At 74.2% G+C, this 14944-nt stretch carries 12 protein-coding genes; 10 read left to right on the top strand and 2 right to left on the bottom strand.

From position 1 onward, the window contains the following. Positions 1-20: 20 nt before the first annotated feature. From FHX78_RS05225 to FHX78_RS05195, 7 genes are all read left to right on the top strand, one after another. Positions 21-866: an inositol monophosphatase family protein gene (locus FHX78_RS05225; RefSeq protein ID WP_145866295.1), complete on the top strand. Its 846-nt coding sequence runs from the start codon at positions 21-23 to the stop codon at positions 864-866. Between the two features lie 77 nt (positions 867-943). Further along, the gene (locus FHX78_RS05220) at positions 944-2353 is read left to right on the top strand and encodes a phytoene desaturase family protein (protein ID WP_145866294.1); all 1410 of its coding nucleotides are present in this window, start codon (positions 944-946) and stop codon (positions 2351-2353) included. Next, positions 2350-2862: an O-acetyl-ADP-ribose deacetylase gene (locus FHX78_RS05215; protein WP_145866293.1), complete on the top strand. Its 513-nt coding sequence runs from the start codon at positions 2350-2352 to the stop codon at positions 2860-2862. Before FHX78_RS05220 ends, FHX78_RS05215 begins: the two co-directional genes overlap by 4 nt. A gap of 82 nt (positions 2863-2944) precedes the next feature. Then, positions 2945-3721 carry a HEAT repeat domain-containing protein gene (locus FHX78_RS05210; protein WP_145866292.1) on the top strand — a complete coding sequence of 259 codons (777 nt, stop codon included), beginning with the start codon at positions 2945-2947 and terminating at the stop codon, positions 3719-3721. Continuing rightward, positions 3715-4752 carry a MerR family transcriptional regulator gene (locus FHX78_RS05205; RefSeq protein WP_145866291.1) on the top strand — a complete coding sequence of 346 codons (1038 nt, stop codon included), beginning with the start codon at positions 3715-3717 and terminating at the stop codon, positions 4750-4752. Before FHX78_RS05210 ends, FHX78_RS05205 begins: the two co-directional genes overlap by 7 nt. A 239-nt stretch (positions 4753-4991) precedes the next feature. Next, the gene (locus FHX78_RS05200) at positions 4992-8903 is read left to right on the top strand and encodes a glycoside hydrolase family 2 TIM barrel-domain containing protein (protein ID WP_145866290.1); all 3912 of its coding nucleotides are present in this window, start codon (positions 4992-4994) and stop codon (positions 8901-8903) included. Between the two features lie 39 nt (positions 8904-8942). Beyond that, positions 8943-9797, top strand: a complete 855-nt coding sequence (locus FHX78_RS05195) for a DUF72 domain-containing protein (protein ID WP_145866289.1) — start codon at positions 8943-8945, stop codon at positions 9795-9797. Here the strand turns inward: FHX78_RS05195 and FHX78_RS05190 are convergent. After that, the gene (locus FHX78_RS05190) at positions 9778-10140 is read right to left on the bottom strand and encodes an ArsR/SmtB family transcription factor (RefSeq protein WP_145866288.1); all 363 of its coding nucleotides are present in this window, start codon (positions 10138-10140) and stop codon (positions 9778-9780) included. The two genes, FHX78_RS05195 and FHX78_RS05190, sit on opposite strands and share 20 nt — an antisense overlap. Before the next feature lie 35 nt (positions 10141-10175). On the opposite strand from FHX78_RS05190, the gene FHX78_RS05185 reads away from it, so the two are divergent. The 3 genes from FHX78_RS05185 to FHX78_RS05175 are packed head-to-tail and all read left to right on the top strand — an operon-like array spanning position 10176 to position 14170. Beyond that, on the top strand, positions 10176-12134 hold the full coding sequence (locus tag FHX78_RS05185) for a heavy metal translocating P-type ATPase (RefSeq protein WP_145866287.1): 1959 nt from the start codon (positions 10176-10178) through the stop codon (positions 12132-12134). 50 nt (positions 12135-12184) lie between these two features. Further along, positions 12185-13666: an AlkA N-terminal domain-containing protein gene (locus tag FHX78_RS05180; protein WP_280117358.1), complete on the top strand. Its 1482-nt coding sequence runs from the start codon at positions 12185-12187 to the stop codon at positions 13664-13666. Between the two features lie 21 nt (positions 13667-13687). Next, positions 13688-14170: a methylated-DNA--[protein]-cysteine S-methyltransferase gene (locus FHX78_RS05175; protein WP_145866286.1), complete on the top strand. Its 483-nt coding sequence runs from the start codon at positions 13688-13690 to the stop codon at positions 14168-14170. A gap of 18 nt (positions 14171-14188) precedes the next feature. On the opposite strand, the gene FHX78_RS05170 is transcribed toward FHX78_RS05175, so the two are convergent. Beyond that, positions 14189-14914 (bottom strand): SIR2 family NAD-dependent protein deacylase, encoded by a 726-nt coding sequence (locus FHX78_RS05170; RefSeq protein ID WP_145866285.1) that lies wholly within the window; start codon positions 14912-14914, stop codon positions 14189-14191. Positions 14915-14944: the final 30 nt, after the last annotated feature.

The following is a 14944-nucleotide window of genomic DNA, read 5'->3' as shown; positions in this document are numbered from 1 at the left end:
GCGCGTGCTCTCATGGAGGCATGATCGAGGACAACGAAACCATCGACGAGTTTCTCGCCCGGCACGCCCTGGACGTGGAGGAAGCCGTCCGCAAGGCGGCGGCGCAGGAGATCATGCCGCGCTGGCGCCGGCTCGCCGAGCACGAGGTGGATCTCAAGAGCGGCCCGCACGACCTGGTGACCGACGCCGACCGCAAGGCCGAGCTGTATCTCACCGACGCGCTCCCCGCCCTGCTGCCCGGCTCGGTCGTGGTCGGCGAGGAAGCGGTGCACGCCAACCCGGCGTCCTACGAGGCGCTCCAGGGCGACGCGCCGGTCTGGATAGTCGACCCCGTCGACGGGACCCGCCAGTTCGTCCACGGCGACCCCGGGTTCTGCACCCTGGTCGCCCTCGCCCGGCGAGGAACCGTGTACGCCTCCTGGACCTACGCCCCCGCCCTCGACCGGCTCGCCACGGCCGTCCGGGGCCAGGGCGCCCGGCTCGACGGCGAGCCGCTGCGCGCGGGCTCCCCGGAGCCCGGCCGCGACCTGCGCATCGCCACCTCCCACCCGGACTACACGACGGACGAGCAGAAGCGCGCCCTGCTCGGACTGTGGACGGACGGGACGGCCCCGCGCGCCTGCGGCTCGGCCGGGCTGGAGTACCTGGCCGTCGCCCGGGGCGAGCTGGACGCCACCGCGTTCAGCTGGGAGGCCGCCTGGGACCACGCGGCAGGGGTGCTCCTGGTGGAAGAAGCGGGCGGCACCCACCTCACCCGCGCGGGCCTGCCCTTCGGCATCCGGGGCGGCAACACCCTGCCCTTCACGGCGGCCCGGGACGCGGCCACCGCGCGCAGGGTGGTGGGCCTGCTGTCGGACGGAGCCTGATCTCCCGGCGCACAAGCCCCGGCATATCCTGATCCCCCAGTGGCCGCCGGCTGACAAAGGAGTCCGAGGTGCCGTCGATGCTCGATGCGGTCGTCGTGGGTGCGGGGCCGAACGGGCTGACCGCCGCCGTGGAGCTGGCCCGGCGCGGCTTCTCCGTCGCGCTCTTCGAGGCGCGGGCCACCGTGGGCGGCGGCGCCCGCACCGAGGAGCTCACCCTGCCCGGCTTCCGGCACGACCCGTGCTCCGCCGCGCACCCCCTCGCCATCAACTCGCCCGCGTTCCGCGCCCTCCCGCTGGAGCGCTACGGCCTCGAGTGGCTGCACCCCGACCTCCCCATGGCGCACCCCTTCCCGGACGGCACGGCCGCCGTGCTGTCCCGGTCCGTCGGGGAGACGGCCGCCTCCTTCGGACCGCGCGACGCCGGCACCTACCGCCGTCTCGTCGCACCCTTCCTGCCGCGATGGGACACGCTGGCCCGGGACTTCATGTCCCTGCCGCTGACCGCGCTGCCCCGCGACCCGGTCACCCTCGCCCGCTTCGGGCTGGTCGGCCTGCCCCCGTCGACCTGGCTCACCCGCCGCTTCCGCGACGAGCGGGCCCGCACCCTGTTCGCCGGCCTCGTCGCCCATGTGATGGCCCCCCTCGGCGGCTTCGCCACCGGCGCCGTCGGCCTGGTCTTCGCCCTCGCCGCGCACGCCCGCGGCTGGCCCGTCGCCCGCGGCGGTTCCCAGGCCATCTCCGACGCCCTCGCCGCGTACCTGAAGGACCTCGGCGGCGCGGTCCACACCGACTACGAGGTCAAGCGCCTCGACGACCTGCCGCCCGCCCGGGCGTACGTCTTCGACACCTCGCCCACCGCCCTGGCCCGCATCGCCGGCTTCGGCAGCCACTACGCCGGCTACCGCTACGGCCCCGGCGTCTTCAAGATCGACTACGCCCTGGACGGACCCGTGCCGTGGACCGCACCGCAGGCCCGCTCCGCCGGCACCGTGCAGATCGGCGCGGACAGCACCGAGATCGCCACCGCCCTGCGCGCCGCCTCCCGCGAGAACCGGGCGCCCGACGCCCCCTTCCTCATCACCGTGCAGCCCGGCGTCGCCGACCCCTCCCGCGCCCCCGAGGGCAAGCACGTCTTCTGGGCCTACGGCCACGTCCCCAACGGCTGGACCGGCGACCTCACCGACGCCATCGAACGCCAACTGGAGCGCTACGCCCCCGGCTTCCGCGACCGCGTCCTGGCCCGCGCCACCGCCGGACCGCCCGAACTCGCCGCCCGCAACGCCAACTACGTCGGCGGTGACATCGCCACCGGCGCGGTCTCCGGACTCCAGCTCCTGCTGCGCCCCCGACTCTCCCCGTTCCCGTACGCGACCCCGCACCCGGCCGTCTTCATCTGCTCGTCGGCCACCCCGCCGGGCCCCGGTGTGCACGGCATGTCGGGGCACAACGCGGCGAAGGCCGTCTGGAGGAGGCTGCGACAGACATGACCGCCCGCATCACGCTCGTCCAGGGCGACATCACCGGCCAGAGCGCCGACGCGATCGTCAACGCGGCCAACTCCTCGCTGCTCGGCGGAGGCGGCGTCGACGGCGCGATCCACCGCCGGGGCGGCCCGGAGATCCTCGCCGAGTGCCGGGCCCTGCGCGCCTCCCGGTACGGCAGGGGCCTGCCCACCGGTCAGGCGGTCGCCACCACCGCGGGCCGGCTCGACGCCCGCTGGGTCATCCACACCGTCGGCCCCCGCTACCTCCCGGAGGAGGACCGGTCGGAGCTGCTGGCCTCCTGCTACCGCGAGTCGTTGCGGGTGGCGGACGAACTCGGCGCCCGCACGGTCGCCTTCCCGGCCGTCTCCGCCGGCATCTACGGCTGGCCGCTGGACGATGCCGCCCGAATCGCCGTGGAGACGGTGCGGGCGGCGCCGACGTCGGTCGAGGAGGTGCGGTTCGTGCTCTTCGACGAGCGGGCGTACGAGGCGTTCGCCGCGCGGTTGCGCTGACGGCGCCGAGCCCCGGGGCGTCCGGTGGTCCGGGGCGCCGGTCACGGGCTTGACCTTGACACCGTGACAAGGTGTTCCCTCGGTGGCGGAGGTGGTCCCGATCAACACGACCAACGGAACCCCACGGCACACCCGAGTGACCGACGCCCTGAGCGCCGAGGACGCGTCGGTCCGGCTCCAGGCGGCCCTGACGGCCGGCTCGAACCCCGACCCCGGCTTCCTGGAGACGCTCGTCGAACGGTGCGCGGCCGAGCCGGACTTCTACGTACGGGACATGCTGTCCTGGGCCCTGACCCGCCTCCCGCCGGAGATCACCCTGCCCCGCGTCCGCCGGGAGCTCGACTCCGGGCGCACCCGGGCCCGCAGCCAGGCGCTGCACACGCTCTCCAAGATCGGTGACCGGCGGGCGTGGGCCTGGATCACCCGGGACATGCTGCGCGACGCCGACGACGAGGTCGCGCGGACCGCGTGGCGCGCCGCGGTCGTCCTCGTGCCCGAGGAGGAGAGGGAGGACCTGGCCGACGAACTGGTCACCCAGCTCGGCCGCGGCGACCGCGAGGTGCGGCTGAGCCTGAGCCGCGCCCTCGTCGACCTCGGGGACGCGGCCGAGTCCGCCCTGGAGGGGGCCGCGGCACACCCGGACCCGGCGGTGTCCGCGCACGCCCGCGCCACCGAACTGCTCCGCCAGGACCCGGAGCTGGGTTTCGACGCGGCCGTCGACGAGGCGAAGCGAGTCGTGGCCCTCGGCCCGGAAGGAGCCGCTGCCGCCGCTGCCACCACGGCTGCGAAGGCCGCCGAGAGGGGGGATGCCGCTACCGAGGACGGCACCCCTACCGCTGAGGAGAGCGCGCGTTGCTGATCGGTGAGGTGGCCCGGCGCTCGGGGGTGAGCACCCGGATGCTCCGCCACTACGACGCCCTCGGACTGGTGCGGCCGACCGGCCGCACCACCGGCGGCTACCGCGAGTACTCCGCCGAGGACGTCCGGAGGATCTTCCACGTGGAGAGCCTGCGGTCCCTCGGTCTCTCGCTCCAGCAGATCGGACGCGCGCTGGAGGACCCGGACTTCACCCCGTCCGCCCTGGTCGGCGACCTGATCCGGTGGACGGAGGACCGCCTGGCGCGGGATCGGGAACTGCTCGAACGGCTCCGTGCGATCGACGCGTCGGCGCCCGCCGGCTGGCAGGACGTCCTGCGGGTCGTCGCCCTCATGCAGGGGCTCGACTCGACCAGCGCCGCGCGCAGGCAGCAGGCCGTCCTGACCCGGCAGGAGGGCGCGCCGGGTCCCGCCGAGCTGCTGGCCGGGGCGCTCCTGGCCGAGGACGACCCCCATGTCGCGGGCGCCCTGCGCTGGGCGCTCGCCCGGTCGGGCGGCGACGGCGTGGCCGCGCTGGCCGCCGGAGTGCGCGCGCCGGACGTCGACGTCCGGCGCCGCGCGGTCCTGGCGGTCACCGCGATGGCCGGGGCGCCGGGCGCGACCGAGGTGCTCGCGGACGCGCTGGGGGACCCGGACACGGCGGTGCGCGGTCATGCCGCGCTGGCGCTGGGCAGGCGGGGCGTGACCGCGGCCGTGCCGGCCCTCGTCGCCATGGTGGTCGACGGCTCCCACGACGTCGACGCGGCGGAGGTCCTGGGAGCGCTGTCCCGGGACCCCGGGTGCGCGGACCGGATCACGACCGCCCTGGAAGGCGAACTGGCCGCGCCCACCGCGGACTCCGCGACGCGGATACGTCTGGCGCAGGCACTGGTCGAGCTGTCGGGGAGCACCGCGCAGGAGGTCCTGCGCCGGCTGGCCCACGACGACGACCGCGCCGTCGCCCTCGTCGCCTCGGCCTTCGTCGGCGTACTCGACGAGCGGTCCGCCGGGGACCGGAGCGACGCGGAAACCTGAGCCGTCCCGTCCCGGGCCCGCGCCCCCGCCGGAACGATCAGGACCGCACAAAGTCCGACGGCATCGTTGCTTCGGTTGTGTTCGAGTCCTAGGGTGTGGCTGGCTCAGTAGTTGCTCCGTCACCACCAGTCGCGACCTCTCCCTGCCGCACCGTCCGCCCCGGGACGCTGCGTTCCGAGGGGGATCCGACGTGCCCTCAGTCCGCGCAGCGCTCTGTCGAACCGAGGAAGGCCACGGTCATGCCGCACCCGCACGTGTCTCCCGCCGACCGGCCCAGCCACCCCGAACGGCCCCTGGTCAGCCGGCGCCGGCTGCTGGAGTCCGGCGCCGCCGTGCTCGGCGCCCTCGCCCTGTCGCCGACCGGGGCGGCGCAGGCCGCCCCGCGCGGCGCGGACGCCGCCGACGCACCGGAGTGGAACGGCCGGATGTCCGTCTTCCGGCTGGGCACCCAGCCCCCGCACACCACCCTCATGCCGTACGACGGTCCGGAGCAGGCGCTGGCCGCCGACCGCACCCGCTCGCCGTACCGGATCGGCCTGGACGGCCGGTGGCGGTTCGCCCACGCCGACCGGCCCGAGGACCGGGACGCCGACTTCCACCGCACCGACCTCGACGACTCCGCCTGGGACACCATCCCGGTGCCGTCCGTCTGGCAGGCGCACGGCTACGACCGGCCGATCTACCTCAACATCACCTACCCCTACTGGGGCCCCAACGGCCACGGCGAGGACCCGCAGCCGCCCGCCGCCCCGACCCGCTACAACCCGGTGGGCCAGTACCGGCGCACCTTCACCGTCCCCCGCAACTGGCGCGGCAGACGGACCTTCCTGCACTTCGAGGGCGTCAAGTCCGCCCACTACGTGTGGGTCAACGGGGAACTCGTCGGCTACCACGAGGACTCGTACACGCCCGCCGAGTACGACATCACCGACCACCTGAAGCCCGGCACCAACCAGCTCGCGGTGGAGGTGTACCGCTACTCCGACGGCGACTGGCTGGAGGACCAGGACATGATCCGGCTGAGCGGCATCTTCCGCTCGGTCTACCTGTACTCCACCCCGGCCGTGCACCTGCGCGACTTCAGACTGGTCACCCCGCTGAGCGACGGGTACACCGCGGCCGCGCTCGACGTCACCGCGCACGTGCGCGACCTCGGGGGCGGCGGCGCCGGACGGTACACCGTGGAGACCCAGCTCTACGACGCCGGCGGGCACGCCGTCTGGTCCCGGCCGCTGACGGGCGAGGCCGACCTCGGCACCGTACCGGCCGGGCAGGACGTCACCGTCGAGGCGTCGGCGGCCGTACCCGCACCGAGGCTGTGGTCGGCCGAGCACCCGTACCTCTACACCGCCGTACTCCAACTGCGCGACCCGGCCGGCAAGGTGGTCGAAACCCTCTCCCACCGGGTCGGCCTGCGCGAGTTCGCGCTCAAGGACGGGCTGATGCGGATCAACGGCCGCCCCGTCTCCTTCCGCGGCACCAACCGCCACGAGATGCACCCGGCGCGCGGCACCGCCCTCACCCGCGAGGACATGGTCGAGGACATCACGGTCATCAAGCGGATGAACATGAACACCGTCCGCACCTCGCACTACCCGAACAACCCGCTGTGGTACGAACTCGCCGACGAGTACGGCCTCTACCTCGTCGACGAGACCAACCTGGAGACCCACGGCATCCGTTCCGAGTACCCGGGCGACCACCCGGAGTGGACCGAGGCCTGTCTGGACCGCGCCCGGAACATGGTCCACCGCGACAAGAACCACGCCTCGGTGGTCATCTGGTCGCTCGGTAACGAGGCCGGCGGCGGCACCACCTTCCACGCCATGCACGACTGGATCCGCTCCTACGACCCGACCCGCGTCATCCAGTACGAGGGCGACGACCGGCCGGGGATCAGCGACATCCGCTCGGAGATGTACGACACCCCCGCGCGCGTGGAACAGCGCGCCAGGGACACCTCGGACACCCGGCCGTACGTGATGATCGAGTACTCCCACGCGATGGGGAACTCCAACGGCAACTTCAAGAAGTACTGGGACCTCGTCCGCCGCCACGACGTCCTCCAGGGCGGCTGGATCTGGGACTTCGCCGACCAGTCGCTGACCTGGCCGGTCCCGCCCCGCACCCTGCTGACCGAGGAGGGGCCGGCCGGGCTGCGCGGCGAGATCCTGGCCCCCTCCGGCACCTTCGCCCGCGACAGGGGCCTGTCCGGCGGCACGGTCTTCGCCCGCGACGAGGGCCTGGACCTCACCGGATCGCTCACCCTGGAGGCCTGGGTCACCCCGCACTTCACCGGCTACCACCAGCCGATCATCACCAAGGGCGACACCCAGTACGCCCTGAAGCAGAACGACCGGACCCTGGAGTTCTTCATCCACTCCGGCGGCCAGTGGATCACCGCCACCTGGACCGTGCCCGACGACTGGACCGGCCGCGAGCACCACATCGCGGGCGTCTTCGACGCGGACGCCGGCACCCTCACCCTGTACGTCGACGGCGAGCGGCGGGCGACCCGCACCACCGACCGGCGGCCCAGCGGCAACACGGCCTCCCTGGCGCTCGCCACCGACTCGGACAACCAGGTCCGCGAATTCAGCGGCACCATCCGCCGGGCCCGCGTCTACGCCCGTGCCCTGACCGCCGGCGAACTGGCCGACGGCGGCCGGGGCCCCGGCGACGACGGCGTGCGCTTCTGGTTCGACGCGGCGACCGCGAAGGCGGAGCGGAAGCAGGCGAAGGAGAAGACGTTCCTCGCCTACGGCGGCGACTGGGGCGACAACCCCAACGACGGCAACTTCGTCGCGGACGGCATCGTCACCGCCGACCGCGGCCACACCGGCAAGGCCGCCGAGGTCAAACGCGTCTACCAGGCGATCAACGCCGCCCCGGCCGACGGCGGCCCCGGCGCGGTCACCCTCACCAACGAGTACCTGTTCACCGGCCTGGGCGAGTTCGACGGACGCTGGGCCCTGGTGGCCGACGGCACGGTCGTCCGGCGCGGCCGGCTGACCCGCGACCAGCTGGACGTCGCGCCCCTGAGCAGCAAGGACATCACCGTGCCGATCCGGCTGCCGGACGACCCGGCACCGGGCACGGAGTACTTCCTCGAACTCTCCTTCCGGCTCAAGGAGTCCACCCCCTGGGCGGAGGCCGGCTTCGAGGTCGCCCGGCAGCAACTGCCCCTCGACGCCGGCAGCCCGGCCGTGACCCCCGTGCCCCTGGACCGCGTCCCCGCCCTGCGGCACGAGGACACCGCCACCGAGGTCACCGTCACCGGACGGGGTTTCTCCGTCACCGTCGACAGGTCCACCGGCACCATCACCTCGTACGAGGCCGCCGGTGTCCGCCTGATCACCTCCGGACCCGTGCCCAACTTCTGGCGCGCCCCCACCGACAACGACCACGGCAACGGCCAGCACACCCGCAACCAGACCTGGCGCGACGCCGGTTCCCGGCGGAAGGTGACCGGCGTCCGCGTCCGCGCCGTCCGCGACCGCGCCGTCGAGATCACCGTCACGGGCACCCTGCCCACCACCGTCGAGTCCACGTACTCCACCACGTACACCGTCTTCGGCAACGGCGAGATCAAGGTCGACAACACCCTGCACCCGGGCGCGCCGGACCTGCCGTACCTCCCCGAGGTCGGCACCCTGCTGTTCCTGCCGCGCCGGCTGGACCGCCTGCACTACTACGGCCGCGGCCCGGAGGAGAACCACTGGGACCGCAACACCGGCACCGACGTGGGACGGTACGCCTCGACCGTGGCCGGCCAGTGGACGCCGTACATCCGCCCGCAGGAGAACGGCAACAAGACCGACGTCCGCTGGGCCGCCCTGACCGGCCGCGACGGGCGCGGTCTGCTGGTGTCGGGCGAACCGCTCCTGGAGGTCAACGCCTCGCACTTCACCCCGGAGGACCTGTCGACAGGGGTCCGGCACGACTACCAGCTGACCCCGCGCGACGCCGTCGTCCTGCGGGTCAACCACCGGCAGATGGGCGTGGGCGGCGACAACAGCTGGGGCGCGCACACCCACGACGAGTTCAAGCTGTTCGCCGACCGCGACTACGCCTACACCTACCGGCTGCGCCCGCTCACCGACGTGGACGGGGCGATGGCGGCCGCACGCCGGCCGACGGCGACCGAGTAGCCGGGCACACTCCTGGGAGCCCGGGGTAACCGGGCTCCCATGGGTGACGTTCTGGTCGGGGCCTGTTCGTGGACGGACCCCCAACTCGTGGCGAGCGGCTGGTATCCGCGCGGACGGCGCGACGCCGAGGGGCGGCTGCGGCACTACGCGTCGCGGCTGCCCCTCGTCGAGGTGGACTCCGCGTACTACGCGCTGCCGCGCCGGCGCAACAGCGACCTGTGGGTGGAGCGCACGCCGGAGGGCTTCCGGTTCGACGTCAAGGCGTTCTCACTGCTGACCGGCCACCCCACCCGCCCCGGGGCGCTGCCGCCCGATCTGCGGGCCCGGCAGGCGGGCGGGGCGCTGCTGGACGAGGTGTGGGGGCGGTTCGCGGAGGGGATCGGGCCGCTGCGCGAGGCCGGACGGCTGGGCACCGTCCTGTTCCAGTTCCCGCCCTGGTTCGCGCCCGGCACCCGGGCGGAACGCGCCCTGGAGGACTGCGCACGGCGTGCGGCGGGCTGGCCGCTCGCCGTCGAGTTCCGGCATCCCGCCTGGTGGGCGGCGGAGCGGGCGGACGACACCCGCGCCCTGCTGAGCGGTCTCGGCGCGACGGCCGTGGGCGTCGACACGGTCCAGGGGATCGACGGCTCGCTGCCGCCCGTCGCGCCCGTCAGCCGCCCCGGCCTCGCCGTCGTGCGCTTCCACGGCCGCAGCGCGGCCTGGGGGGGCGGCAGCAAGGAGGACCGCTTCCGGCACGACTACGACGTGACCGAACTCGCCGCCTGGGTCCCCCGGTTGCGGCGCGTGGCGCGGCGGACGGACGAGCTGCACGTGCTGTTCAACAACTGCTGCGCGGACGCCGCCGTGCGCGCCGCCGAGACCATGCGGGACCTGCTCACTCCGCGGCGTCGCTGATGCCCAGCCGCAGGTGCTCCACGTGGTAGACGGCCTGGTCGAGCAGTTCGGCCACGTGGTGGTCGTGCAGCGCGTACACCACGGAACGGCCGCGGCGCTCGCCGACCACCAGGCCGAGGTTGCGCAGCAGCCGCAGCTGGTGCGAGCAGGCCGACTGCTCCATGCCCACCTCGGCCGCCAACTCCGTGGCCGGCAGCGGGCCTTCGCGCAGCCGCGCGAGGATCAGCAGACGTGAGGGCGTGGACAGGGCCTGGAGCGTGGTGGCGACCTTCGCGACGTTGTCCGCGTCCAGGCGGACGCGCTCGGCGTCGGCCTGCGCGGTGGTGACGGCTCCATGACCCATGGGGACCATCCTACTCATCGCACATGAAAGGATGAATGAGTCTTCATGTGTTCCTGTATGGTGGCCGGGTGTCCGTGACTCTCGCTCCCTCGTCCCCGTCGTCCACCGGCTCCCCGGTGACCCGCCGCCGCACGCGCGTGCTGGCCCTGCCCGAAGCGCGGTGGGCGCTCGCCTCCCTCGTGGCCTTCCTGCTCGGGCTCGCCGCGGACCTCGGCGGCGCCTCGCCCTGGATCAGCGGCGTCCTGTACGCCGTCGCCTATGTCTCCGGCGGCTGGGAACCGGCCCTCGAAGGACTGCGCGCCCTGCGCGAGAAGACCCTCGACGTCGACCTGCTGATGATCGTCGCCGCGCTGGGCGCCGCCGCGATCGGACAGGTCCTCGACGGCGCCCTGCTCATCGTCATCTTCGCCACCTCCGGCGCCCTGGAGGCCCTGGCCACCGCCCGCACCGCCGACTCGGTGCGCGGCCTGCTCGACCTCGCGCCCACCACCGCGACCCGGGTCACCGACGGCGGCGAGGAGACCGTGCCCACCGCCGAACTCGCCGTCGGCGACGTCCTGCTGGTCCGCCCCGGCGAGCGCATCGGCGCCGACGGCACCGTCCAGGACGGCGTCAGCGAGGCCGACCAGGCCACCATCACCGGCGAGTCCCTGCCGGTGGTCAAGCGCCCCGGCGACGAGGTCTTCGCCGGCACCCTCAACGGCACCGGCTCCCTGCGCGTGCGCGTCGACCGCGACGCGAAGGACTCGGTGATCGCCCGCATCGTCGCCCTGGTCGAGGAGGCCTCCCGCACCAAGGCGCCGACCCAGCTCTTCATCGAGAAGATCGAACAGCGCTACGCCGTCGGCGTCGTCGTCGCCACCCTCGCCGTGTTCGGCATCCCGCTCGCCTTCGGCGAGCACCTCACCGACGCCCTGCTGCGGGCCATGACCTTCATGATCGTCGCCTCGCCGTGCGCGGTCGTCCTCGCCACCATGCCGCCCCTGCTCTCCGCCATCGCCAACGCCGGCCGGCACGGCGTCCTGGTCAAGTCGGCGGTCGCCATGGAACGCCTCGGCGAGATCGACACGGCCGCCCTCGACAAGACCGGCACCCTCACCGAAGGCACCCCCGAGGTCACCGCCGTACGCCCGCTGCCCGGATCCGGACTCGACGAGGACGCCCTGCTCGCGCTGGCCGCCTCCGCCGAGCACCCCAGCGAGCACCCCCTGGCCCGCGCCGTGGTCGCCGCCGCGCAGGCCCGCGGCCTGCCGCTCGCGCCCGCCGCGGACTTCACCGCCCTGCCCGGCCGCGGCGTCACCGCCACCGTCGACGGCCGCGTGGTGACCGTCGGCCGCGCGGAGACCACCGACGCCACCGACGGCGAGACCGTCATCCGCGTCACCCGCGACGGCACCCCCGTCGGCACCCTCGCCCTGACCGACCGCCTGCGCCACGACGCCCCGGGCGCCACCGCCGCCCTGACCGCCCTCACCGGCACCGCGCCCGTCCTCCTCACCGGCGACAACGCCCGCGCCGCCGCCCGCGTGGCCACCGCGACCGGCCTCACCGACGTCCGCGCCGGCCTCCTGCCCGAGGACAAGGTGAACGCCGTACGGGAGCTGCACGCCGACGGCCGCAAGGTGCTCTTCGTCGGCGACGGAGTCAACGACGCGCCCGCCCTCGCCGCCGCCCACGCCGGCATCGCCATGGGCCGCGCCGGCTCCGACCTGGCCCTGGAGACGGCGGACGCCGTCGTCGTCCGCGACGAGCTCGCCGCCGTCCCCGCGGTCGTACGGCTCTCCCGCACCGCCCGCCGGCTCGTGCTGCAGAACCTCGTCATCGCCGGCACCGCCATCACCGTCCTGGTGCTGTGGGACCTCATCGGCCACCTCCCGCTCCCGCTCGGCGTCGCCGGCCACGAGGGCTCGACCGTGCTGGTCGGCCTGAACGGACTGCGGCTGCTGCGCGAGTCGGCCTGGCGATCCGCGGGAGCGCAGGACACGCAAGGGTGATGTCGGATTCCCGCCAGCCCCGGTGCGGTGGCGTGCCCGATCCTTGAGGCATGCAGAAGGGGATGCACACCGACACCGAGCGCTGCGTGCGCGCCGTGCGGTCCAAGGACGCCCGGTTCGACGGCTGGTTCTTCACCGCCGTCCTCACCACCGGCATCTACTGCCGGCCCAGCTGCCCGGTGGTGCCGCCGAAGGCCGAGAACATGGTCTTCCACCCGAGTGCGGCGGCCTGCCAGCAGGCCGGGTTCCGGGCCTGCAAGCGCTGCCGGCCCGACACCAGCCCCGGCTCCCCGGAGTGGAACCACCGCGCCGACGCGGTGGCCCGCGCCATGCGGCTGATCGCCGACGGGGTGGTGGACCGCGAGGGCGTCACCGGGCTCGCCGCCCGGCTCGGCTACAGCAGCAGGCAGGTCGAACGCCAGCTGCTCGCCGAGCTGGGCGCGGGCCCCCTCGCCCTCGCCCGCGCCCAGCGCGCCCAGACCGCCCGGCTGCTCATCGAGACCACCGGCCTGCCGATGGCCGAGGTCGCCTTCGCGGCCGGCTTCTCCTCCATCCGCACCTTCAACGACACCGTGCGTGAGGTCTTCGCGCTCTCCCCGAGCGACCTGCGCGCCCGCGCCCCCAGGGAAACCGCACGCGCCACGCCCGGCGTGCTCTTCCTCCGGCTGCCGTTCCGCGCCCCGCTCAACCCCGACAACCTCTTCGGCCACCTCGCCGCCACCGCCGTACCCGGCGTCGAGGAATGGCGGGACGGCGCCTACCGCCGCACCCTGCGCCTGCCGTACGGACACGGCATCGTCTCCCTCGCCCCGCGCCCCGACCACATCGCCTGCCGCCTCGTCCTCGGCGACCCGCGCGACCTCACCGTCGCCATCAGCCGCTGCCGCCGCCTGCTCGACCTGGACGCCGACCCGGTCGCCGTCGACGGGCAGCTGCGCGCGGACCCGGTCCTCGCACCCCTGGTCGACAAGGCCCCCGGCCGGCGCGTCCCGCGCACGGTCGACGAGGCGGAGTTCGCGGTACGGGCGGTCCTCGGCCAGCAGGTCTCCACCGCCGCCGCCCGCACCCACGCAGCCCGCCTGGTCGCCGCGCACGGCACCCCGGTGGACGACCCCGAGGGCGGCCTCACCCACCTCTTCCCGTCACCGCAGGCACTGGCCGCCGTCGACCCCGAGACCCTGGCCATGCCCCGCACCCGCCGCGCCACCTTCACCACCCTGGTCCGGCAGCTCGCCGACGGCGACCTCCAGCTGGGCGTCGAGAGCGACTGGCCCGAGACCCGGGCGCGGCTCCTCGCCCTCCCCGGCTTCGGCCCCTGGACGGCCGACGTCATCGCCCTGCGCGCCCTGGGCGACCCGGACGCCTTCCTCCCCACCGACCTCGGCATCCGCCGCGCCGCCCGGGAGCTGGGCCTGCCCTCGACCCCGGCCGCGCTCACGGCCCGCGCGGCGGCCTGGCGGCCCTGGCGGGCGTACGCGGTGCAGTACCTGTGGGCGACCGACAGCCACCCCATCAACTTCCTGCCGGTGTAAGGGAAAAGAGAGCCGGAACCGATGAAGCAGCACACCGTGACCGACAGCCCCTACGGCCCGCTGACGCTCGTCGCCGACGACGGCGTCCTGTGCGGCCTCTACATGACCGACCAGCGCCACCGCCCACCGGAGGAGACCTTCGGCACCCCCGACGACACTCCCTTCGCCGAGGCGCGCGAACAGCTCGACGCGTACTTCGCGGGCGAGTTGAAGGACTTCACCGTCCCGCTCCGCCTGCACGGCACCCCGTTCCAGCGCCGCGTCTGGGAGCAACTGGCCCGCATCCCCTACGGCGAGACCCGCACCTACGGCCGGCTCGCCGACATTCTCGGCAACCCCAAGGCCTCCCGCGCCGTCGGCCTCGCCAACGGCCGCAACCCGGTCGGCATCATCGTCCCCTGCCACCGCGTCATCGGCGCGAGCGGCGGCCTCACCGGCTACGGCGGCGGCCTGGAACGCAAACAGCGGCTGCTGGACTTCGAACGCGGAACCGCCCTGTTCTGAGCCCGTTCCAGCGGCTGTTCAGGCGGCGATCCGGCGCAGCAGCCGCGGCAGCGCGGTGCCGATCGGCTCCCGGACGACCTCGTCGGCACGGTCGTCGTACGGGGTCGGCTCGGCGTTGACGACGATCAGCCGGGCGCCGTGGTCCGCGGCCACGCCCGTGAGTCCGGCGGCGGGCTGGACCTGGAGGCTGCTGCCGACGGCGACGAAGACGCCGCAGGCCTTGCTGATCGCCAGCGCGTCGGACAGCACCACGGGGTCGAGCCGCTCGCCGAACATCACCGTCGCCGGCTTCAGGATCCCGCCGCACTTGCGGCACGGCGGATCCGGCTCACCGGCCTCGACACGGGCGAGGGCGTCCTCCATCGGACCCCGGGCGTGGCAGGACGTGCACAGCACGCTCCGGGCGGTGCCGTGCAGTTCGAGCACCTTGCGGGCCGTCAGACCGGCGAGCTGGTGCAGCCCGTCGACGTTCTGCGTGATCACCCGCACCGGCACCCCGGACCGCTCCAGCTCGGCGACGGCACGGTGCGCGGCGTTGGGCCCGGCGCCGAGCGCCGCACTGTCGCGCCGCATCAGCCAGGAGCGGCGGCGGATCTCCGGGTCGCCCATGTAGTACTCGTACGTCACGAGCTTCTCGGCGTCGGGGTCGCGGCGCCACAGTCCGTTCGGCCCGCGGTAGTCCGGGATGCCGGAGTCCGTGCTGATGCCGGCGCCGCTGAGGAGGGCGACGAGGGGCTTGCTCATGGGCCCGAGGGTAGGTGGCCGGGAGCCGGC

Source organism: Streptomyces capillispiralis (assembly GCF_007829875.1).
Lineage (GTDB): Bacteria > Actinomycetota > Actinomycetes > Streptomycetales > Streptomycetaceae > Streptomyces > Streptomyces capillispiralis.
The sequence above is the reverse complement of the archived record's forward strand: the minus strand, read 5'-3'. Positions and strand labels throughout refer to the sequence as shown.

Excerpts from the sequence above, each read along its gene's own strand:
- FHX78_RS05220 (WP_145866294.1), top strand. The coding sequence starts at position 944 with ATGCTCGATGCGGTCGTCGTGGGTGCGGGGCCGAACGGGCTGACCGCC.
- FHX78_RS05180 (WP_280117358.1), top strand. The coding sequence starts at position 12,185 with ATGCAGAAGGGGATGCACACCGACACCGAGCGCTGCGTGCGCGCCGTG.
- FHX78_RS05175 (WP_145866286.1), top strand. The coding sequence starts at position 13,688 with ATGAAGCAGCACACCGTGACCGACAGCCCCTACGGCCCGCTGACGCTC.
- FHX78_RS05200 (WP_145866290.1), top strand. The coding sequence starts at position 4,992 with ATGCCGCACCCGCACGTGTCTCCCGCCGACCGGCCCAGCCACCCCGAA.
- FHX78_RS05190 (WP_145866288.1), bottom strand. The coding sequence starts at position 10,140 with ATGGGTCATGGAGCCGTCACCACCGCGCAGGCCGACGCCGAGCGCGTC.
- FHX78_RS05195 (WP_145866289.1), top strand. The coding sequence starts at position 8,943 with ATGGGTGACGTTCTGGTCGGGGCCTGTTCGTGGACGGACCCCCAACTC.
- FHX78_RS05170 (WP_145866285.1), bottom strand. The coding sequence starts at position 14,914 with ATGAGCAAGCCCCTCGTCGCCCTCCTCAGCGGCGCCGGCATCAGCACG.
- FHX78_RS05215 (WP_145866293.1), top strand. The coding sequence starts at position 2,350 with ATGACCGCCCGCATCACGCTCGTCCAGGGCGACATCACCGGCCAGAGC.
- FHX78_RS05225 (WP_145866295.1), top strand. The coding sequence starts at position 21 with ATGATCGAGGACAACGAAACCATCGACGAGTTTCTCGCCCGGCACGCC.
- FHX78_RS05185 (WP_145866287.1), top strand. The coding sequence starts at position 10,176 with ATGAGTCTTCATGTGTTCCTGTATGGTGGCCGGGTGTCCGTGACTCTC.